This window comes from Shewanella metallivivens (assembly GCF_028750675.1).
GTDB lineage: Bacteria > Pseudomonadota > Gammaproteobacteria > Enterobacterales > Shewanellaceae > Shewanella > Shewanella metallivivens.
Genome location: NZ_JAQQPZ010000013.1, coordinates 90,705 through 112,628 on the forward strand (window position 1 = coordinate 90,705; position 21,924 = coordinate 112,628).

The following is a 21,924-nucleotide window of genomic DNA, read 5'->3' on the forward strand; positions in this document are numbered from 1 at the left end:
TTTTCTTTACCTTTTTTAAGCCACAATGAGACAATTACCTCAATTAACCTGACGACAATTGTAATCCACAGTGCAAGATAAAAACTTCGATAAACTGAGCCTCAAATTTGCGAAAAATATTTACGGAACCACCAAAGGTGAAATTCGCGCAGCTGTATTATGGCGTGACTTAGCGCCCGCATTAACAAGCCTTGAGCAGCCACGACTACGCATATTAGATGCTGGAGGCGGCTTTGGGTTTTTAAGCCAAAAACTCGCGGCATTAGGCCATGATATCGTGCTTTGTGACATTTCCGCACAAATGCTTGAGTTAGCTAAACAACAAATAGCCGAGTCTGATACCCCTTTATCGATTGAGTTAGTCCACAGTCCTATTCAAGCATTAACTGTTGAACAATATGGACAATTTGACGTTATCTTATGCCATGCGGTAGCCGAATGGCTTATTGATGCTAAAAGCACCCTACAAGGCTTATTGAAGCTGTTAAAGCCTCGCGGTTTATTTTCATTGATGTTTTATAATAAAGAGGCACTGCGTTTTCACAGTCTAGTGTCAGGTAATTTTGATTATGTAAAACGAGATCTGGTGGTTAAAAAGAAGGTTGGCTTAACCCCTACTCACCCTTTATACATAGAAGACGTGCGCCAATGGTTTAACGAATGGCACTTGCACATCCAAACCCAATCAGGGGTAAGGGTTATAAACGATTATCTAAAACAACACTTACCACCTAATTTTGACACTCAACAACTGATTGAAATGGAACTAGCTTACTCACAACGAGAGCCATATTTGTCGCTCGGTCGTTACGTACATTTCTTAGGGCAATCACCTACTACACAGCGCTAAGCTTTATTAATGACTAGCATTGCAATAAGGTGCAGCGCGTTACGGTGGCACCCTGCTGCCTCAACAATTCAGGAATAGCCTGCTGACCGACAATATGCCCGGCACCGACCACAATAAATAACTGTTCTTGCGCTTTACTTTGTAGCAATTGAATAATCCTTTGGCTCATGGTGTGATTGCGTTTCCAGAGTAACTTTTCTAAAAACTCATCCGACTCCCCCGCCTGCGACGCCATTATGGTGGCCAGCGCATTTGCATCGCCTTGACGCCAAGCACTAATCAAATCAAGCATTTCTGCATCACTGGCGTTAATGGCCTCATCGAGCATCTCTAATTGAGTTTGATGTGAAAACGATGAAATCAGTTCAAATTGAAACTCAATACTTTCAAGCTCAATCAACGCTTTACCATTACGGTTTTCAGTAAAATAAGCATCAACGCCTTGCTCTGTACTATAGCCTAGCTCAGCAAAGCGACTGACACTGATTTGAGTTGACTGAAGCCAGGGTGCATACGGTGCTAACGCTTGACACATCACCTGATGACTTAAGCAATATTGTTGGCGCGTGGCATCAACCTCTGCGGCAATATCGGCAGACAAGGCACCATATTGTTGCAATAACGCCCCCGTATCACCTTGGGACACATCAGCTTCAATAGCCAACGCATCTGACTGCTTAAAAGCCGACTCAATGTGCTGCCCTAATGGGTAAAAATCTGCACGCCCAACATGGATAGACCCTAACAAATACGCCTGCTGATTTTGATAATTAATTTTATAAAATACCGGCGAGTCTAATGCCGCTGCAGGCCATACAACTGCACATAAAAGCAAGGCGATAACACGACGACAATGTTGCTGTAAACGGCGATGAATCAAGCGGATATTCAAATTAAACCGACTTTTCCTTGTTGCCTGCATAGCAGCTCCTTATAATTAGTCATATTCTTTGCACAAGCACCATGGGGCAATTATGCCGTACACCAACGTTTTTCTACAGATAAAAGAAAACCTGCAAATAGCCTACCGACAAGCGATTGATTGTGACGCTCGTCTTGATGAATTGCGTAAAGCCGGTCACGGTAAATTTGTCGCCATATTTACAGAAGATCAAGGTTTTACTGAAAGCAGCAATCGCTTTCTACCTTATGTTCAAGAACTGGTTGCCGAATTTGATGCCATGCAAAATAGCACTCATGTCGCCCCAGAAACACTCGAAGTCTTTGTTAAAAAGCTTGCCACTCTTCTGCAAACGCTACAAGTATTTAAGCTTTCTAAGTAATCGAAAAGTCAGGACATTCTACTGGCAGATTAAAAAATAAAGCTCCAATTGTGGAGCTTTATTTTTTATCGTATTCAAACAATAAATACTATAGCTGCGGCTCAACCGTCTTTTGTAGCCACTCAACAAACAATCGTGTTTCGTATTGAAAAGGTCTGTCACGCATCCGATTTGAGTGATGCATAAAACTCATATCAGTGATTTTTTCATCACCCGCAATAACAACTTTATCACCCTCTTTAACACTGTAGCTAAAGGTTGCTCTTGGAGGATACAGGTCTTTCACAATACGTAAATCACCCGGAGTCGCTCCAAATGTTGGGCGCATATCACCAGCTAAATCAATATCGGTCACCTGCATATGTAAGGTTTGTCCCGGTTTTAGGGACTTTTCTGCTTGTTTATTGATGTTTTTGGTTAAGGTTTCAAATAAACGGTTCTCGAAACGAGACTGTAACTCTACCGAGGTTTTAATGTCACGAAACTCTTTAGGATTTTGCCATTCAATTTTAACCACACCCACTTCAGTTTGCGGGTTAGGTTCTGGCGCATCTTCAGCCAAAGTCACCTGGCAGGTAAATACCGAAGCAAGTAATAAGTATTTTATGTTCATCATAAACCTCCAAAGGCGCATCAGTCATACACAATTAATGGGTTACACTATTAATGGGTTACACTATTAGTCAATCAAATTAGATTAGCGAGGGGATATCAGCAACAACCCACGCCTAAACCCACCTTTATATCTTGTTGTATTAACTTTAACGCAGCCAAGCTGAACCAAGACTTAACAAGCTGACACTCAAGCCAAACTTAAAAAGGAAAGCGCGCACTCAGTAATGGATAAGTTTGGCGCATCACTTTTGGCTTAGTGCTAAACTTTTTACCCACGGGGTTATTTTGACCAGAGGGCACAAAGGGTAATTCATGGCCAGTGCGGTCTTCGTATATTTGCCCAGCGATAAGATCATAATCTTCAACAAAAGGATAAGCGTAATCATCCACTAACGGCCATTGAGCCAACTCAGCTAAACAGTCAGGGTTAGCCACCACCTTGTCGTACCATTGTTGACCTAATGACAATAAAAAGCACCTAAATTCAGCAAAACCATAATCCGAATCGCACCCAGTAATAATATAGGCAGCGCCCCAAACCGACCAGGTATAGCTGCGACGTAATTGCTGCCCCATCATTTTATCAAACGCTTTAAGTGACTCATCATCTAAAACGTGTAATTTATCGCGTAATTGTTGTGCCACTTCATCGGAAGATAAGCTTGGTTGATCGCGTGTTACCAGTGCCCAAAAATCGGTTTCTGTCATCAAAATATACCCACACAGCGTGTTTGTGCGATATTCTACCTGAAATTTTCAACCCAGATGACCTATATGAACCAGATTACGCAATCCACTATGCCACTACGCGTAAAAGCCTTGGTATGCTTATATATATTATTCACGCTTATCGCCTTGTGGCGCATGACCACCTTTTACGCATTTGACTTACTCACGTTAGGCGTATTGCCACTTTTATTTGGTATTCTCACTCGAGCAGCTTGGACTAAAGTGGTTCTGTTTGTGTATCTTGGCTTGCAAACTATTGGCCTAGCCGCCATGAGTACCACTGCCATTATTGCTTACCAAATTACACCTGAAGACGTCAATTTAGTGTTTCAAGGTTACAACATTCCGTTAATTCCACTATGGTTAGTATTGGTATCATTAATAGGCTTTCAATGGTGGGTGGGGGTATCTAAGGTCATGACGCAATATTTGAGCCCAAAAAACAGATAACTGTTACCCGAAATAAAAATAAAAATGTCGAAACGGAATACAACCTATGCCAAGTTTGTCACCTAATGAGTTGTCCATATTATTGCTTGAACCATCTGATACACAACGTAAAATCATCATATCCCATCTGCAACAAGAAGGGGTAAGCAGCATCCAAACTGCAACAAGTATCGGTGAAGCCAAAGCAATAATTTCACGCCACAGACCTGACTTGATAGCCAGCGCACTTCACTTTACTGACGGCGAAGCCTCTGACTTATTGCAATACATCAACAACACTCCAGCACTCAATGACATCCAATTTATGTTGGTATCGAGCGAATGCCGCCGTGAACAATTAGAAATTTATAGACAATCTGGTGCTGTTGCCATTTTACCCAAACCCTTTAATACAGAACATTTAGTCACGGCGCTTAATTCAACCATTGATTTATTGAGCCATGACGAGCTCGATTTAAGCCATTTCGATGTGCATAATATTAGAGTACTTGTGGTCGACGACAGCCGTATGGCACGTAATATGATTAAGCGAACCATTACGAATCTGGGCATGCAACTTATTACTGAGGCAGAAGACGGCGCACAAGCCATTCAGCTTATGCAAGACACCTTATTTGACCTTGTCATTACCGACTACAACATGCCTTCTGTCGATGGTTTAGCGCTTACCCAATATATTCGTCACCAAAGCCAACAGTCACACATACCTATCCTGATGGTGTCATCAGAAGCGAATAACGCTCATTTAAGCAATGTGTTTAGTGCAGGCGTTAATGCCCTTTGCGACAAGCCATTTGAGCCTCAGTTAGTCAAAAAAATCCTTTACCAACTGCTCGAAGAGTAAATACGCTTACTTTAGCCGCATTATTTAGGCTTATTTTGCCCTAAAACCACTACAGATACTGAATTTATAGGATAAAGTGCTTTTAAACCGCCATAGCTTGTGGCATGTTAATGATGTTTTAAAAAACACTTCTATGGAAAGCAGAGAATACCAATATGAACAAAAGTGAATTAATTGCAAAAATCGCTGAAAATGCTGAACTAACTAAAGCTGAAGCTGGCCGCGCACTAAAATCTTTCGAAGAAGCGGTAACTGAAGCCATGAAAAATGGTGATAAAATTTCTATCGTTGGTTTTGGTTCATTTGAAACCACTCAACGTGCTGCACGTACTGGTCGTAACCCACAAACAGGCAAAGAAATTCAAATCGCAGCAGCGACAGTGCCTAAGTTCAAAGCCGGTAAAACATTAAAAGACAGCGTTAATTAATTTTCGCTTATGTCCTTTGAAGAAAACCTCCTTAATGGAGGTTTTTTTATGCGTAAAATTTAACGATTACTAAAAATTTATTCAGTTTATGGCTTAATCTAAAGCCATTACCAAGGATCCATAATTGCACAAAAAAAGTGCAACGCTGCATCATTAAGCCGCAACAAGTTTGCTACAAAATGTAGCATCACACATTAAGCTCTTGATTAATATAAAGTAACAAAAGTGGCATGCGATTCGCTAATTTATCTTCAGACAAACCGACATTGAGTATGTTTAAACCATAAATAAATGGCTCAGTGACAATAAAACATTAAGGGATTGAAGATGAAAAAATCACTATATCAAGCAATTGCATTATCAACAGGTTTACTATTGAGTGGCAGCGCCCTTGCTGAAGTCACTGGCAATATTGGCGCTACGTCAAACTACTTATGGCGCGGTACCACTCAAACCAGTAACGAAGCGGCGATTCAAGGTGGCCTTGATTACGCACACGACTCAGGCTTTTATGCCGGGACTTGGGCATCTAATGTCGATTTTGGTGATGAGACAAGCTACGAATTAGACTTATATGGTGGTTACGGCGGTAACTTCACTGAAGATTTAACTTACGATATAAGCTACCTTTACTACGCTTACCCAGATGCAGGAGCAAGCATTGATTTTGGTGAAATTGCAATTTCACTTGGCTGGAAATGGCTAGACGTAGGTTACTCTCAAGTAGTGAATGCCGACTCAGATGTATCAGGCGCATCAGATGAAAAAGATTGGAGCTACATCCAAGCTAACGCAAGCTTCCCATTAACAGAAAAGCTAAGCCTTGCATTGCACTACGGTTATTCACAAGGTGATGTAGTAGAAGATTTATTTGGCGACACTTACGCTGACTACAACGTCACATTAAGCGCAGAAACAGACATGGGTACCGTGTCGTTTATGGCTTCAGATACTGACTTACCAGACAGCGATGTTAAAATTGTTTTAGGCTACTCATACGGCTTTACGCTTTAATCTATCCTGCTCTTTTTAATATAAAAAATGCCACTGTTTAACTCAGTGGCATTTTTGTATCTGTAGCAAAATTAGATCAATAACACAATTTTTGTTTAAGTCTGTAGCAAGAAAAAAATTTACTGCTAAGCTCAAATTGAAAGGTAAAAATAGCTGTCCATATCAGACAAAAACTTTTACTTTTCTATTGGTAATTTTTTAGTTAGAAAGTGCTCATTGAATTTGTTTTCATTTTACCATTCAACTTGAGGGTTTCGTTATGGCTAATCTTACAGATCGAGTGCCAGATGATACAGAAATTGACGCGATGACAACACCTAGAGGTGCAAAGTCAGCAGAGTCATTACAGCATAAGCGTCAAATCAAACGCAGATTAGAGGATTTTCTCGAACAAGCGCAATTACGCAAAGCAATAGGTGATGACGACTTTTTCTAGCAAAGAGGGATAAACAATGGTTTATCCCTTTTTTAATTAGGCAATGCGTTTATCCGTTTTACTGCCGCTTTTATTTGCCTGAGTCTGGGTTAGCAACAGCTCAGCTTTAGCGCCTAAATAAACATACACACCTAATCCAACCAACAATCCGACTACAGCAAGCATCATCAAGATTGCAGGCTCTATGTATTGCTTTTCGCCTAATGACGCTTTAAACATGGTAAGCAGTGCCTCTATCGAAATCGCAATCAAAATTGTCGAGATAAACCGAGTGATAGTCCTGCGGGTAGAGCTATGCCTAAAAATATCTTTATGCATAAGCACTTCTTCTTCTAAAATGGTCTTACCCAAGTCAAAAATTGCCAGAGCCAATGTTAAAAAAATAATAATTCCAAAAGGTTGCAGGGGATCATGACGCGCAGAGGCTTGGTTAAAAAGATCATAAATATCCAACGTCACCGTCCACATCAGTACACTCACCAACACAAACAAACATAAAACAATGGCCGCGTAGATACTCTTGAAAAAAGGCGACATTTTACGTCTTGCACTATCTCCCATCATAAATTCAATTAAGCGGGTCAGGTTAACGTCAATCACGACAATACCGGTTTCGCCCTCTGACGACTTCAGAATTTGTGACGCAGACAAACACAAGCCGCCACCCGCATTAGACAAATATGGCCGAGTAATATGTGCAGTATTCGCTTCAGAAAGCTGGGTAAAATAAGGACGTTGGCTTCGATCAGCCTGCTTGCCGTTATTTAACAGCTTAATTTGTTGGTTAACGACACTAATATTGGGGCTAACTTGAATACCTTGTTCATCGAGCAAATAAATCAGCTCCACAAACGGGTAGCTTACCGCCATATCTTCAAATACTTTTGCTGACACCGGTTTATCAAATAAATTGACGTCACCCACCCCCACTAAAATCGACTCTAATAGTTCGTGCACTAGGTTTTCATATTCATGATAGCGTTCTATCACGCTCAAATAACTCATTGCAGCCATATGCTTTCCTTTTAATCGACACGATAATAAAGCAAAGCAGTTTTAGTGCCAAAAAAATAGCAACTTATTTTCAATCACTTACATCAAATCTAAAAAGATATATTGCTACCTAAAAATCCAGACTGCACCAAACTGGGGCTAAGTAGCTTACTTTTTTTCATTGCTGTTTTGTGAATAAACTCTGCTAATATAAGCAAAACATCATGGTTCAGGTTGACTAGATTAGGAAAAGACAATGTCAGAGTCTTTATTGCGTTATCAGCAAGATATTCGTCGTTTTTCTGATGAATTAATTCGTATCCAAGCACCGATTAAAATTTTAGATTCGATAAAATGGCCTAAACAAATCGAAGATAATTTTCTAGCAAAACAAACTAAACAGCTGCCTGATATTAGTAATGATTTTTATCAAACTATCCCATTATCATTCAACGCTGCACAAACTCAAACTGACCTACAAGGTTTAAAAAGTGCCATTGAACGCGGCCTGGGTAAACGTGACAAGCTGGGTAAGATTTTACTAGCCAATATCGATCAGTATCGAATAGTGATCGACATGCTGCACAATCGCGGCAATCCTACGTTTGGTAAACTGAGCCAAGAGTTATACGGTAGTGCCAGTCATAAATTGCATGGCGACCGCCACACCCTTCGCCAACTGGGCGATCGTTTAAGCCATATATTTTCACTACCCGCGGCGCGCCATATGAGCCAGCGTCACCCTAAAATTGTAAGCGCTCCGGAAGCAGTAGAAGTGCTAAGTAAACGCTTAGTTAAGTATTTTCATAACGATGAAATCCACGTTAAATTAAGTGATGGTATTGCCTCAGATGCCGCAGTGGGCGGTGATACCGTTAAACTTAATACTCGAGCCATGTTCAGTGAGTCTGATTTAAATGTCTATGAAGTCCACGAAGGTTGGGTGCATGTTGGCACCACGCTTAATGGTCGCGCCCAACCTCACGCCACATGGTTAAGCGTGGGTTCGCCACGGGTTACGGCCTCGCAAGAAGGCTTAGCAGTATTAATGGAAATGCTCACCTTAAGCTCTAATCCAGGGCGAGCTCGTCGCATTAGCGATAGGGTTTCGGCAGTTGATATGGCCGAGCAAGGTGCCGATTTTATTGAAGTCTATCGCTACTTCAGAAACCTTAATTTAAGCTCAAAAGACAGTTATCGAGTCACTCAGCGTGTATTTCGGGGTGGCATGGTTGGTGGCGGGAGCTTTTTTACCAAAGATATCTCTTATGTGCGCGGTTATGTTGAAAACATTAACTTTATACGCAGTGCCATCAGCACAGGCTTGCCAGAGCTGATCCCTATGTTATTTTTGGGTAAGTTGGCCATTGAAGACATTCCGGTACTTTACCAGGCATATCAAGAAGGGGTTATTGCTCAACCTAAGTATTTACCCCCAATGTTTGCCGATATTAGTGGTCTTTATGCCTGGTTTGGCTTTGCTTCAGGGATAGGTAACATTGACCTAAAAGGAGTGCAGCGTTATTTTGCCAACCAATTTAAGCATGTGACCCCAACCTCTGCTGTCGACTTATTTGAAGACTCAGAATTTGATAACAACTTCGAATAACTGACATTGCTAAGTGTGGCATTGGTCACACTTAGCACTGTAAACAAGTGCAATAGTGTTTATATGTCTATGTTTGAGGCTCACCATGAAGCACTTAATCAGTTCAGCATTACTCGGTAGTTTTATCCTTATTAGTGGTTGCACGCCCAGCTCCCCAGACCAAGCGTTGGGCACCTTAGAGCGAGACCGAGTTTTATTACGCTCAACTGCGGCCGAGATCATTACTGCGCAGCCCATAAAAAAAGGGATGCAAGTGAATGCGGGTGATTTGCTTGTGCAATTTGACACACATAAACAAGCCGCACGTCTTGCAGTAATGCAAGCTGAAGTCGTTAAAGCCGAAGCTTACCTGCTTAAGCTCACCAATGGTGAACGTCCCGAAGATATTGCCAGTGCCAACTCTGCACTAAAAAGTGCTAACGCAGCCAAAATTGAAGCGCAAAAGTCGTATCAACGCAGTGCCAGTTTACTGACAAAACGTTTAGTCAGTGAGGCAGAGTTAGACCGCGCGCTAGCACTTCGCGACCAAGCCAATGCCGAATACGATGCAGCCAATGATTTACTTACAAAAATGGTTAAAGGGGTTCGCCAAGAAGATATTTTTCAAGCTCAAGCTACGCTTGATGCCGCTAATGCCAACTTACGTTATGAACAACAGGTGTATAGCGACCTTAGTATCCGCGCAACCCGCGCAGGTAAGCTAGATAACTTGCCTTATAACGTTGGAGAGCGAGTGCCACTGGGCGCTGTTGTTGCGGTAATTCAAGCTGATGAGACGCCCTATGCTAGGGTATATATACCCGAACCTTATGCCGCCAAACTGCAAATAGGCCAAACCTTGAAGGTGAGTGTTGATGGTATCGATACTCATTTTAATGGCACATTACGCTGGTTTAGCAGTGAGCCCGCTTTTACGCCCTACTATGCCCTTAATCAAGGAGACCGATCAAGACTGGCTTTTTTAGCCGAATTCACATTAGACAGTTCGGCCAATACCTTACCCACAGGCATACCTGCCCAAGTGATATTGCCGGAGCAACAATGAGCGCGTTAAATGACCCACAATGGGTTATTCAAGCACAAGGGATCAGCAAACAATTTGGCGATTTTACCGCGGTAAACCAGCTGGATCTGAATATCCCTAAAGGCCATATTTATGGCTTTTTAGGCCCAAATGGTTGTGGCAAATCCACCACCATAAGAATGTTAACTGGGTTGCTTACCCCAACAACCGGAGACATTAATGTGCTGGGCTTCACCATCCCTAAGCAAGCAGAAGCATTGCGCCAACACATTGGTTATATGACCCAAAAGTTTTCGCTGTATGACGACCTCACCGTCAAAGAAAACCTGCAATTTATTGCGCGCATTTACGGCATGAAACGCGAGTTATCCCGAGTCCGCATAGATCAACTGCAAAGCACCTATAAACTCAGGCAGTATCAACATCAACTCACGGCCACCCTCAGTGGTGGGCAACGTCAACGACTTGCCCTAGCCTGCGCCTGTTTAAACCAGCCAAAATTGTTGTTTTTAGACGAACCGACTTCTGCCGTTGACCCACAAAATCGCCGCGACTTTTGGGAACAATTATTTGACTTATCTGAACAAGGCACCAGTATTTTAGTGTCAACCCATTACATGGATGAAGCCGAGCGCTGCCATAAAATCGCCATTATGGACAAAGGCACAATCAAGGCAGATGACACACCTAAAGCATTAATGGATAACATCAATGCCCATGTTATTGAAATTAACGCAACAGATTTAAGGCCACTAAAACAGGCACTAATCACCCAGGCAGAAGTGAGTTCAGCAGCACAATTAGGCCATCGTTTACGGGTGTTAATTGATAAACAAATTGCCGATCCTATTGCTTGGGTGTTGCAACAGTGTCAGCAATATCAGCGCCAAATTAATCCACAAGAAATTGCAATTGTGAGGGCCAATCTTGAAGATGTGTTTGTGAGCCATACCGGCCAAATGAACACACCGCCCGCAACGGCTAAGGCGTGATGCTATGATGCACTCAATTAGCAACAGTTTAATGCGCATATACGCCATCACCAGCAAAGAAATCAAACAACTCAGTCGTGACCGAATAACCTTTGCGATGGTGATAATGATCCCGCTGATCCAGTTACTGCTATTTGGTTATGCCATTAATACTGATGTACGCCAAATCCCCGTAGCCATTGTGGACCAAAGCGATTCCACCGCAGGCCGCTGGATAGTTGAAGCAGTAAAAGTCACTCAAGTGGTTGATGTTAAAATGCACTTAACTACAGCCAAACAAGCCCAGGAGGCGATTCGACGAGGTGACATAAAAGCCGCCTTAATTTTACCGCCTACATTGACGCAAAAAATTGCCCATAACGAACCGATAGGCCAATGGGTTGTTGATGGTTCGGACACGATGATCGCAGGGGCCATCAAACAACTGCAAAACCTGTCGCTTAATGATGTACTGCCAGAGCCAACTAGCAGCCAATCATTATTTGAAGTCAGCTTATTTTATAACCCAGAGCAGCGATCTGCGGTGAACATCGTCCCCGGTTTAATTGCGGTCATTCTCACCATGACCATGGTGCTTTTTACCTCCTCGGCTATTGTGCGTGAGCGCGAGCGAGGTAATCTTGAATTACTCATTACTACGCCGATTAAATCCCTAGAACTGATGATAGGTAAAATTTTGCCCTATATTGTTATTGGTTTAGTGCAAATGGCCATTATTTTGGGTTTAGGTCATGTTATTTTTGCCGTGCCCATTGATGGCACCATCAGCCATTTGCTCATAGCAACCTTACTGTTTATTACCGCGAGTCTCACATTAGGTTTAATCATTTCGACCATTGCCCAAACTCAGCTTCAAGCTATGCAAATGACCATTTTTATCTTACTTCCCACGATATTACTGTCTGGATTTATCACCCCATTAGAAGCCATGCCAAACGCAGCACAGTGGATAGCAGAAATATTACCCGGCACCCATTTTATGCGGGTCATCAGAGCCATTGTGTTGAAAGGCGCGACCTTAATGGACCTTATTGACGATATTATCTGGCTCGTTGGGTTTACCTTGATAGGGCTAGGGGTGGCTGCAAAACGCTTTAATAAACGATTAGATTAACCTCCTAATACGCTGATGTTTAGGAGGTTAGCAAAGTAAAGCTGATGTTGAGGGGGGTAATTAAAAATCTCTATTAACAGAATAAGCTTCGCCGTTACATTCTATATAAACGTTACAAGACAAATCTGCAAGCCGGCCACATTGCTTCACCACAATACCATTACCGCCACGCTGCAAAACCTGTAATTTGAGTGTTTTTTCCATCGATGACAGACTGGGTAAATAATCTAACTTAGCCGGATCTAGTGAGTTTTCACAATATGATGTTGTCACATCACCTATAAATTGAGCTCTCAATCTCGACAATTCTTCTAAAGTATATGTGTCCACTTTACCCACTTTGACACTATCCAATGCAACCTCGCCGGCATTGGTTTTAATAGACAAATTAGCGCAACCAGATACAAGTAAAATCGCTAACACAGATGTACCCAAGGCGGTAAAAAAAACTTTATTCATATTAAATCCTTTTAAAAAAAAGCATGCTCATCACCATAATGAACATACTTAACATTGAGTGCTCATCAGGAGCCTGTTACCTCTTTAAGATACATTTCATCGATAAAAGTACAACAGAGCCGCTCCAAATTAGCTTTGCGCTTTTAATGCCCGTTGTTTAATAAAATATTCACGGGTTAAAGCAAATACCACAGGACTCAGTAATACCAGCGCAATTAAGTTTGGAATCGCCATCATTGCATTCAAGGTATCGGCCAACAACCAAATAAACTCTAACGAGCTCACCGCGCCAATAGGTACAACTAAGGTAAAAATAAGACGAAATGGTTTAATGGCTTTATCGCCAAATAGATACTGAATACATTTTTCACTGTAAAAGCTCCAACCTAATATCGTGGTAAACGCAAATACAGCTAAAGCAATAGCAACAATATAGTTACCCATGGGCAGTGCATGCGAAAAGGCAAACGATGTCAATGCTGCGCCATTTTCACCAGAAGTCCAAGATCCGGTAACCACAATAGCTAAGCCAGTTATAGAACACACAATTAAGGTATCAATAAACGTACCCAACATTGCCACTAAGCCCTGTTTAACAGGGTTATTAGTTTGCGCTGCGGCATGCGCAATCGGCGCACTTCCTAAACCCGCTTCATTTGAAAACACACCACGTGCCACACCAAAACGGATTGCAGCCCATACCGCTGCACCGGCAAAACCACCTTGAGCGGCAACTGGGTTAAAAGCACTTTCAACAATTAACATAAATGCGGCAGGCACATCGGCGGCATATACCACTAATACCGCTAAACCCGCGGTGATATAAAACACCGTCATTAATGGCACCAGCTTACCTGCAACTTCAGCAATGCGTTTAATCCCTCCCATCAGTACTGCGCCCACAAGCACCATTAACACCACGCCAGTCACCCAGCTCGGTATATCAAAATTGCTGCTCATTGCATCGGCGACAGAGTTAGCCTGTACTGTATTACCAATACCAAAACCGGCAATAGACCCAAAAATAGCAAAGGCGGTACCTAACCAAGCCCACTTGCTGCCCAAGCCATTTTTAATGTAATACATAGGGCCGCCAACATGGTTACCATTGGCATCAGTTTCACGAAACTTTACAGCTAACACCGCCTCTGAAAACTTGGTTGCCATCCCAACAAGAGCAGTACACCACATCCAAAAGAGTGCACCAGGGCCACCAATAAAAATCGCCGTTGCAACACCTGCAATATTACCCGTACCAATGGTAGCTGATAACGATGTCATCAATGCATTGAAGGGGCTCACATCGCCTTTTTCACTGTCGTCGTCAACCTGACGGCCCGACCATAATAATTTAAACCCTCTGCCTAATTTTAAAATCGGCATCAATTTAAGGCCAATAGACAGGAATAGCCCTACCCCTAAAATCATCACCAGCATGGGGACACCCCAAACAATGCTGTTGACCGTACTGATAAAACTTGTGATTGCTTCCATGAAAAACCTCATACAGAGTAATGACTTATGTCGAAATATATTGTTATTAGTATTATTGTTTTATTCGCTATTTTTATTATGGTTTCAACGGCCCAACCCCGTCACCATGATGCAATTTTTTAGGTTACCCCGATTACGTTAACCAAGGCAACCCAAGCAAAGACGTGATGAATCATCTTCAAGGTAAAAAAGGGGCCTATGGTTTTTCGAGTTCCAGTTTCAAGGTGTCTAACCCTTGCTGTAAATCTGCTCCTATCATGGCTTCAAAATCGACAAATAAAAACATGAGGTTCATTGGATAATTTAAATGACCAGTAAACCCCCAATCAACCTTTGTTTGGTGAGTGTTTACGGCCTCAGTTGTCATAAATGCCGGCTCTGTCGCTTCAAATGGCGACATAAAACGTAATTCGAAGTCAATACGTTTACCTTCGTCAATAGCAATGATCTCCTGCTCGCCAACCCCAACGTCAGGGTTTTCACTAGCCCAAGCAGACACAAAACCGACTGTGGCATCAGTGCCACGATAGGTTTTAACCATTTCGGGGTCAATTTGCGCCCATTTACTGAAATTATCCTGGTTTTTAAGGTGCTTAACATAATCAAACACCTCAGAGACAGGTTTGTTGATGGTAACAGAGCGGGTGACAGAATAATCGGATTGAATAAATAGTGCGGCAACAAATGGGATTGCGATAATGACAACAAGCCCTAGGAGAATTTTTTTTAACATTATTATTATCCTCAAAATATTGAGGTTTTAGTATACCTACCAAGCGGTTGTAAACAACAAATAATTAACAATTGAAATGACTATTGCGGGTAATGATAAAAGAGCGGCTCAAGGAGTGTAAAATTGTACGGCACAAGGCTCAAGTGCCGTATTCTGCGCAATTTGGCTTAAGCAAGAAACACAGACACATTGATCTGAACGTATAGTATTATCAGGATATGTCGTGACGTATTGCTTAATCAACTCTACTGCATTGTAAGAAGAATCGGCACACCAACAACGCCCAATGTCTTGCCCAAGTGCCATTGCACAGGCATTTTGTTGATGGCAGATAGGGCATAATCTCGCTAACTCTGACATACGACGTCCTCAGTAAAAACAATCAACTTATCATGTTAACGCATTGGACGGGACTTAATAAACAACAATGAAAATACAGCAAAACTGAAAAAGCCTGCCACATTGCCTTACTTTGGACGTACACCCAATGTATGGCAAATTGCATAAGTTAATTCTGCACGATTAAGGGTATAAAAATGAAAATCTTTTACGCCTTCCCGTGCCAATACTTTCACCATATCAATGGCAACATTCGCGCCCACTAGTTGGCGGGTACCTGGATCATCATCCAAACCATCAAACTGACGATGCAACCAGCTTGGAATAGCCACATTTGTCATGTCAGCAAAGCGCTTAGTCTGCTTAAAGTTGGTCACAGGCAAGATACCAGGGATGATCTCAACATCAATCCCAGCAGTAACACAACGATCGCGAAAACGTAAATATGATTCAACATCAAAGAAAAACTGTGTAATGGCGCGGTTAGCACCTGCATCAATTTTCTTTTTAAGGTTAATTAAATCGGCTTGAGCATTACGCGCATCAGGATGTACTTCGGGATAGGCAGCTACTGAAATATCAAAGTCAGCTACAGAACGCAGTAAACGCACTAAATCATTAGCAAAACGCGTTGGTTTGGGGCTACCTTCAGGTAAGTCACCACGTAATGCAACAATGTCTCTAATACCTGAATTCCAATAGTGTTTTGCCAGTTCAATTAACTCTTCATCACTCGCATCAACTAAAGTTAAATGCGGTGCAGCAAGCAAGTTAGTTTCCTTTTGGATACGCTCAATCACACCATGAGTACGATCACGAACCCCAGAATTAGCGCCATAAGTCACTGAAACAAACTTAGGGTTTAACGGCTCTAAACGACGAATAGAGTTCCACAAAATCTCTTCCATTGCCGGTGTAGAAGGCGGGAAAAACTCAAAAGACACATTAATATCATTCAGCTCAGACAAGCTCTGATTTAATGACTGGGCATGTTGCGCATGATGAAAAGCCATAATGTATTCCTTCAACTTCTGTAAAACTTAGGAGTCTATACCAAGCGGTTTGGGTCACTCGATTAACCCTACCCATTTAGCCGTTTGGACGTCTATATGTCCATATACTAGTTTAACTGCAGTTTAAGTCAAGCTAAAAAAACATCAATAAATCAATTTAACGTAGCGCATAACGTTACAGACTTAAAAAATAGATCAAAATGGTGCCAATGTTTACTCAAAACGGGTTATCAACCGCCCACAGAATTTTGCAACACAAATAAAAAAAGCGACCCTAGGGTCGCTTATAAACGATGCAAATGGATGTTGCTATTACTCGTAATCTGAAGCGTAAGTTTCTTCATAAGTATGCGAGTAAAACTCAAACAAGTTTCCAAATGGATCTTCTAGGTACACCATTTTTGCAGGTTTGCTATCGTCTTCTGGATGGTAGCGCATAATGTCCATACGTACCTTGCCGCCATATTGTTCGGTGCGTGCAATGGCCCCTTCAAAGTCATCTGTTTGCAAACAAAAGTGGAAAATACCAAGACGAGTAAAATCAACCACATGACGATCTTGACGATCAACCATCTCAAACAACTCAACACCAATACCATCAGTGGTGACTAAGTGCGCAATATTAAAGCCTTTAAAGCCTTCACCAAACACGGCAATACACATTTTACCAATGGCTGTTTTACGCTCTTCCTGGACTTTTGTGTTACCCATTACCACTCGTAAACCTAGCGCTTTGGTATAAAACTCAACGGCTTTATCCATATCGCCAACCATTAAACCTACGTGATTCATTTTCATAACTGACTCCTAAAACGCTGTTGATTAATTCATCATTTGTTTCGATGGAGACATGTTACGGCGAATAGGTTATCAATAAAAATTATCATTTTTTATTATATTGATAACCTAAGTTTATTAATGTTGAGCGTTATTCTGTCGTTTACCTGAGCATGTAAAGATAAAAAAGTGAATACCAGTTATTAAGTGGTGAAAAAGCCATCTCGCTTAGTCTTGACTTAGTCTTGACTTAGTCTTGACTTAGTCTTGACTTAGTCTTGACTTAGTCTTTGCATTTCAAGCTCGATTAATAATGCACAATGGGCATCATTTGCTGCATACTTTTTCTGGTGTTCATGTAGAGGGTATATTGACCAATTTGATTGCTGCGCACTTTTAGATAAGCGTTGTTTAAATAACATTGCGACCGCAACACGAGCGCCCACAGGTTGCTTAACATGGGAAAATCGCATCACTTTTGAAGAAAGCTCTACGGCATTAACTAACTTAATACCAAATTTTCTCCAGAGAATTTTTTTGTCTTCTTTCAATCCAAAGCCGACTTTTTTTATTAAAGGGTCCGACAGCACGTCATTAATGCCAATGAAATGTTCATAAAACTGAGCCGGAAATAAAAACACTTTGAATGGTGTGGCGATTTGAATTAAATGAGGTCCATCACTTACCTCACCTTGTATAAAACAGGGTTTACTCTCGGTATCGAAGCCTAAACAGGCATGTTTTTTTAACTCCGCTATGGCACTCATTGCATTTGCTTGGGTTGTAATAACGATGACATTCTCAAGAGCAATACCCTCATAAAGTGGTAATTCTCGAATTTGCGCCTTTGTTGGTCTTTCCATTCAATATCCTGTTAACAAAAGCTGCACTATTAATAGATAACAAATAATTGATAACAAAAAAAAAGACCATTTTCATGGTCTTTTCAAGCATTCTACTCTTGTAGTAAGTCTTTACAAATATGCACCAAATCCGACTGTACTGCTGCTGCGGTCACCTCACGTCCAGCACCTGGACCACGGATAATCAGCGGGTTACCTTGATAAAATGCGCTGCGAATAACAAACACATTATCGCCTGGCGTTAAATTAGCGTAAGGATGATTATTGTCTACCCACTGCAAACCGACTTCGGCTTGCAATTTACCCTCAACTTTGTCTAACGAGGCAACGTAACGCAGCACCTTATTTTGCTCCGCTGCGGCTGTAAATTGCTGTAATAAGTCATCATCGAGTTCACTAATACGCAGTAAAAAATCCTCTAACGACAACTCAGCTAATGCTTTAGGCACCAACGAATTGAGCGTGATGTCGTCTAACTCAACGGCTAAGCCAATTTCTCGGGCTAAAATAAGCAACTTACGTTGCATATCACGGCCAGATAAATCATCACGAGGATCAGGTTCTGTAATCCCTAAACCACGCGCCTCAAGCACTAACTCAGAAAAGGGTTTAGTGCCATCGTAGTTTTCAAATAACCAACATAAGGTGCCAGAAAAAATCCCACCCACAGCTTCAATTGTGTCGCCGCTGTTGCGTAAATCGTTTAATGCATGTTGAATCGGTAAGCCCGCACCACAACTGGCGTTATAACGCCAAAATAATCGACGATTACTGAGCTGCTGCTTTAACTCTCGGTAAAATGGCAATGGACCAGATCCCGCCAATTTATTTGCGCTGACCACATGAATGCCACGGGCAAATAATTCTGGATACTGCAAGGTTAAGCTGGCACTGGCACTGATATCTAACGCCACTATTTCATCGCAATCTAACTGAGCTAATTGTTCAAATAAATGGTCATAATCCCAAGCAGTGGCTTTTGATTGATAATTTTGCTGCCAATTATTGAGGTCAATACCATCATTAGTAATCAAGGCTTTTTGCGAACCGACGACGCCAATAAGCTCTACAGATGCTTCTAATTCACGGTCGAGTGTTGGGCTTGCTCGTTTAAACAAATCAATCCATGCTTCACCAATATTACCCGCCCCCAATAACAACACGCCAATGCGCATTCTTGGGCCTGCACAGCGACGATGCACCTTTTGCGTGAGTAAACTCACTTGAGCTTGTGGCACTAATGTCACTAAGCTGAGTGAATCTTGATAAACAGGTTTAGCATCACGGCTTAATAGTCGAGCAAAACTACGTCTAAAATGATGTGCATCGGCACTGACAAGCGCCACTAAACCCAAATCAGATTGTATGGTTAACTCTTCGATTGCCCATTGTTCATGATATTGATTCAACACCGCTTGAACTTGCTTTTGACTTTCTAGGGTAAAAGCTAACTCAACTTTATGTTGGGCAAGTTCCCAATATGCCAATGGTGTTAAACCTGCCGCGCGTAATACCTCAAGTAGCGGTGCTATGTTGCAGTTCATTTTAAAGCTAAATAGCAGCACTTCATTTAAGTTAGTCACCACAGGTGCACTGGCAGATGAGCTCAAAGGCGCAATCAAGGTAAAGTCGGTGTGTGATGCATAACTTGAACGCACCGCAAGACTGACCTCGGTGTTAAATAAAGGCTGTAACGTACGAGAATGCAAAACAGGTGAACCTAAACGAGCAAGGCGATCGGCTTCAGCTAAAGACATGCTTTTAAGTAACTTTGCATCATTGATTTTGTTAGGGTCAGCGTTAAATACCCCTTCCACGTCGGTCCAAATCGTAACGCGATCAATATCGGCTAGGCTGGCAATTAAAGTGGCACTAAAGTCAGAACCATTGCGGCCTAATAATAACGTGTCACCATGGCGGTTAGCGCAAATAAACCCGGTGATCACTAACCGCTCTTGTGGGTGTAAAGCTAATAGGGCTTGCACTTTATCGCGCGACTCTTGCACTAAAATATTGGGTACTGCGCCTTCATCGGCAACTAAAATAGAGCAAGCATCAACATGCGTTGCTGCTACGCCCGTTTCACGCAAGAGTGCAGCCATTAAACGAGCAGACCAACGCTCACCAAAGCTAACAACTTGGTTTAATTGATAATCATTGTGTTGCTCTAACGACAGTAAGCTGACTAATTGCGCGCGGTCAGTCGACAAGCGCTCTCGTAAATCGCGCGCTTGCTCATTAGACAGTAACTGTTCAATCAAGGTTTGTTGGTAACTAATTAATACTTGCAGCTCTTCCTGCCAAAGTTGGCCGCTGTCACGCAAACTGAGTAATTTATATAAGAAGTTAGTGGTTTTACCGGCAGCCGACACCACAACAAGATCATCACTGTTACCGTGGGTCAATAAAATATGAGCAACACGGCGATAGCAATCAGCATCCGCTAAACTAGAACCACCAAACTTATGTAAATGACTTCGCGCCATTACGCACTCCTTAAACAACTACGACTTTTTTGCGGCTGCTATTTTACTTTATTTAACGAAAACTACAGCTAACATAAACGTAAATTAAGCTCATTTAACCTGAACTCAGGTTATTTAATTGCTGCAACAGCGGCTAAACCAGCTTTAATATCAGCAACTAAATCTTCAGCATCTTCAATTCCGACAGATAGTCTCAATAAAGTGTCTTTAATACCAGCCTCTTGGCGCGCTTTGGCATCCATTGCTCTGTGGGTCATGGTAGCCGGAACGGCGACTAAACTTTCCACCCCGCCCAAACTTTCTGCAACACTGAATAAAGATAATGCGTGTAAAAATGCCACGACTTCGGGTTCGCCGCCTTTTAACTCAAAACTTAACATAGCCCCAAAGCCTTGTTGTTGTTTTGCTGCAATTTCGTGACCTGGATGGTCTTTTAAACCTGGATAATACACGTTGGCCACTAGGTCGCTAGTACTAAGTAATTCAACGATTTTTTGTGCATTGCGTTGATGCTCTCGAATACGTACTGCAAGGGTACGTAAACCGCGTAAGGTTAAATAGCTGTCAAATGCTGAGCCTGTTAATCCAAGGGTGTTAGACCACCAATGTAATAGCTCGCCTAGCTCAGGGTCTTTAGCCACAACCGCCCCACCAACCACATCACTATGGCCGTTAATGTATTTGGTGGTTGAATGAATAACGATATCAGCCCCTAACAACAAAGGTTGTTGTAAAATGGGGGATAAAAAGGTGTTATCAACCGTCACTAGCGCACCTACAGCACGGCAGGCTGAACTCACAGCTTCAATATCAACCACGCGCAATAACGGATTAGAGGGTGTCTCTAACCACACCATTTTGGGCTTTTGCGCAATGGCTTTTTCAAATACCACAGCATCAGTTTGATCGACAACCAATAATTTAAATTGGCCTTTTTTGGCTAAATTAGTAAATAAACGGTAACTGCCGCCGTAACAATCGTGCGGCACAACCAATAAATCATCAGGCCCAAGTAAACTGGTTACCAACGTAATCGCTGCCATACCTGTGCACGTCACCACACCTGTAGCACCTTGTTCAAGCTTAGCCAGCGCATCACCTAAAATATTACGTGTTGGATTGCCCGAGCGGCTATAGTCAAATTCGCGCGGATTTTTATGGCCATCAAATGAATAATTGGTCGATAAATAAATCGGTGGTACCACAGCTCCGTGTTGTGTGTCTGATTCAATACCCTGGCGAACGGCCAATGTGGCGCTTTGATGCTTAGTCATAATGACTCCTAAAAAATTTCACAAACACACAAAAAGAGATGTCTAGACGTCCAAATTTACCTAAGACACTGGCGTTCGTCAACCAATATTAGCCGTTTAGACGTC

The 21,924-nt window shown here is 42.1% G+C and carries 24 protein-coding genes; 11 read left to right on the forward strand and 13 right to left on the reverse strand.

What is annotated here, in order from left to right; all coding sequences use genetic code 11:
* Positions 1-70 precede the first annotated feature (70 nt).
* Complete coding sequence (locus PQR79_RS13085) at positions 71-850, forward strand: methyltransferase domain-containing protein (RefSeq protein WP_238106472.1); 780 nt, start codon at positions 71-73, stop codon at positions 848-850.
* A 13-nt stretch (positions 851-863) separates the two neighbouring features.
* On the opposite strand, the gene PQR79_RS13090 is transcribed toward PQR79_RS13085, so the two are convergent.
* Entirely contained in the window at positions 864-1,772 is a 909-nt protein-coding gene (locus PQR79_RS13090) for a TraB/GumN family protein (protein ID WP_238106471.1), read from the reverse strand.
* Positions 1,773-1,824: 52 nt separating this feature from the next.
* On the opposite strand from PQR79_RS13090, the gene PQR79_RS13095 reads away from it, so the two are divergent.
* Positions 1,825-2,133 carry a prephenate dehydrogenase gene (locus tag PQR79_RS13095; protein ID WP_238106470.1) on the forward strand — a complete coding sequence of 103 codons (309 nt, stop codon included), beginning with the start codon at positions 1,825-1,827 and terminating at the stop codon, positions 2,131-2,133.
* A gap of 88 nt (positions 2,134-2,221) precedes the next feature.
* On the opposite strand, the gene PQR79_RS13100 is transcribed toward PQR79_RS13095, so the two are convergent.
* Both PQR79_RS13100 and PQR79_RS13105 read right to left on the reverse strand, forming a co-directional pair.
* On the reverse strand, positions 2,222-2,746 hold the full coding sequence (locus PQR79_RS13100) for a DUF3016 domain-containing protein (protein ID WP_238107181.1): 525 nt from the start codon (positions 2,744-2,746) through the stop codon (positions 2,222-2,224).
* 200 nt (positions 2,747-2,946) lie between these two features.
* Positions 2,947-3,456: a DUF4240 domain-containing protein gene (locus PQR79_RS13105; protein ID WP_238106469.1), complete on the reverse strand. Its 510-nt coding sequence runs from the start codon at positions 3,454-3,456 to the stop codon at positions 2,947-2,949.
* Between the two features lie 66 nt (positions 3,457-3,522).
* On the opposite strand from PQR79_RS13105, the gene PQR79_RS13110 reads away from it, so the two are divergent.
* The 5 genes from PQR79_RS13110 (at position 3,523) to PQR79_RS13130 (ending at position 6,649) form a co-directional block, all read left to right on the forward strand.
* On the forward strand, positions 3,523-3,927 hold the full coding sequence (locus tag PQR79_RS13110; RefSeq protein ID WP_274408538.1) for a hypothetical protein: 405 nt from the start codon (positions 3,523-3,525) through the stop codon (positions 3,925-3,927).
* Positions 3,928-3,973: 46 nt separating this feature from the next.
* On the forward strand, positions 3,974-4,771 hold the full coding sequence (locus PQR79_RS13115; protein ID WP_238106467.1) for a response regulator: 798 nt from the start codon (positions 3,974-3,976) through the stop codon (positions 4,769-4,771).
* 155 nt (positions 4,772-4,926) lie between these two features.
* Positions 4,927-5,199 carry an HU family DNA-binding protein gene (locus tag PQR79_RS13120; RefSeq protein WP_011638950.1) on the forward strand — a complete coding sequence of 91 codons (273 nt, stop codon included), beginning with the start codon at positions 4,927-4,929 and terminating at the stop codon, positions 5,197-5,199.
* A 327-nt stretch (positions 5,200-5,526) separates the two neighbouring features.
* Positions 5,527-6,213 carry a TorF family putative porin gene (locus PQR79_RS13125; RefSeq protein WP_238106466.1) on the forward strand — a complete coding sequence of 229 codons (687 nt, stop codon included), beginning with the start codon at positions 5,527-5,529 and terminating at the stop codon, positions 6,211-6,213.
* 259 nt (positions 6,214-6,472) lie between these two features.
* Positions 6,473-6,649: a PA3496 family putative envelope integrity protein gene (locus tag PQR79_RS13130; RefSeq protein ID WP_188918281.1), complete on the forward strand. Its 177-nt coding sequence runs from the start codon at positions 6,473-6,475 to the stop codon at positions 6,647-6,649.
* Positions 6,650-6,685: 36 nt separating this feature from the next.
* Here PQR79_RS13130 and PQR79_RS13135 read toward each other — a convergent pair whose 3' ends face one another.
* The gene (locus PQR79_RS13135) at positions 6,686-7,663 is read right to left on the reverse strand and encodes a PDC sensor domain-containing protein (protein ID WP_238106465.1); all 978 of its coding nucleotides are present in this window, start codon (positions 7,661-7,663) and stop codon (positions 6,686-6,688) included.
* 235 nt (positions 7,664-7,898) lie between these two features.
* Between PQR79_RS13135 and PQR79_RS13140 the strand changes: the two genes are divergently transcribed.
* From PQR79_RS13140 to PQR79_RS13155, 4 genes are all read left to right on the forward strand, one after another.
* The gene (locus PQR79_RS13140; protein ID WP_238106464.1) at positions 7,899-9,251 is read left to right on the forward strand and encodes a flavohemoglobin expression-modulating QEGLA motif protein; all 1,353 of its coding nucleotides are present in this window, start codon (positions 7,899-7,901) and stop codon (positions 9,249-9,251) included.
* A gap of 85 nt (positions 9,252-9,336) precedes the next feature.
* Positions 9,337-10,296 (forward strand): HlyD family secretion protein, encoded by a 960-nt coding sequence (locus PQR79_RS13145; protein WP_238106463.1) that lies wholly within the window; start codon positions 9,337-9,339, stop codon positions 10,294-10,296.
* Positions 10,293-11,267, forward strand: coding sequence for an ABC transporter ATP-binding protein (locus tag PQR79_RS13150; protein ID WP_238106462.1), 975 nt, complete (start codon positions 10,293-10,295; stop codon positions 11,265-11,267). The genes PQR79_RS13145 and PQR79_RS13150 overlap by 4 nt, the downstream gene beginning before the upstream one ends.
* A gap of 4 nt (positions 11,268-11,271) precedes the next feature.
* Positions 11,272-12,381 (forward strand): ABC transporter permease, encoded by a 1,110-nt coding sequence (locus tag PQR79_RS13155; protein WP_238106461.1) that lies wholly within the window; start codon positions 11,272-11,274, stop codon positions 12,379-12,381.
* A 60-nt stretch (positions 12,382-12,441) separates the two neighbouring features.
* Here PQR79_RS13155 and PQR79_RS13160 read toward each other — a convergent pair whose 3' ends face one another.
* The 9 genes from PQR79_RS13160 to metB all read right to left on the reverse strand — a co-directional run bounded on the left by PQR79_RS13160 (position 12,442) and on the right by metB (position 21,819).
* Positions 12,442-12,840: a hypothetical protein gene (locus PQR79_RS13160; protein WP_238106460.1), complete on the reverse strand. Its 399-nt coding sequence runs from the start codon at positions 12,838-12,840 to the stop codon at positions 12,442-12,444.
* Positions 12,841-12,969: 129 nt separating this feature from the next.
* Entirely contained in the window at positions 12,970-14,334 is a 1,365-nt protein-coding gene (locus PQR79_RS13165) for an alanine/glycine:cation symporter family protein (protein WP_238106459.1), read from the reverse strand.
* A gap of 196 nt (positions 14,335-14,530) precedes the next feature.
* Positions 14,531-15,067: an SRPBCC family protein gene (locus PQR79_RS13170; RefSeq protein WP_238106458.1), complete on the reverse strand. Its 537-nt coding sequence runs from the start codon at positions 15,065-15,067 to the stop codon at positions 14,531-14,533.
* Positions 15,068-15,175: 108 nt separating this feature from the next.
* The gene (locus tag PQR79_RS13175) at positions 15,176-15,427 is read right to left on the reverse strand and encodes a cysteine-rich CWC family protein (RefSeq protein ID WP_274408540.1); all 252 of its coding nucleotides are present in this window, start codon (positions 15,425-15,427) and stop codon (positions 15,176-15,178) included.
* Positions 15,428-15,534: 107 nt separating this feature from the next.
* Positions 15,535-16,419: a methylenetetrahydrofolate reductase gene (gene metF / locus PQR79_RS13180; protein ID WP_238106457.1), complete on the reverse strand. Its 885-nt coding sequence runs from the start codon at positions 16,417-16,419 to the stop codon at positions 15,535-15,537.
* A gap of 312 nt (positions 16,420-16,731) precedes the next feature.
* Positions 16,732-17,217 carry a VOC family protein gene (locus PQR79_RS13185; RefSeq protein ID WP_238106456.1) on the reverse strand — a complete coding sequence of 162 codons (486 nt, stop codon included), beginning with the start codon at positions 17,215-17,217 and terminating at the stop codon, positions 16,732-16,734.
* A 251-nt stretch (positions 17,218-17,468) separates the two neighbouring features.
* Entirely contained in the window at positions 17,469-18,059 is a 591-nt protein-coding gene (locus PQR79_RS13190; RefSeq protein ID WP_238106455.1) for a 3'-5' exonuclease, read from the reverse strand.
* 92 nt (positions 18,060-18,151) lie between these two features.
* Positions 18,152-20,545, reverse strand: coding sequence for a bifunctional aspartate kinase/homoserine dehydrogenase II (locus tag PQR79_RS13195; protein WP_238106454.1), 2,394 nt, complete (start codon positions 20,543-20,545; stop codon positions 18,152-18,154).
* Positions 20,546-20,655: 110 nt separating this feature from the next.
* Positions 20,656-21,819 carry a cystathionine gamma-synthase gene (metB, locus tag PQR79_RS13200; protein ID WP_238106453.1) on the reverse strand — a complete coding sequence of 388 codons (1,164 nt, stop codon included), beginning with the start codon at positions 21,817-21,819 and terminating at the stop codon, positions 20,656-20,658.
* Positions 21,820-21,924 lie beyond the last annotated feature (105 nt).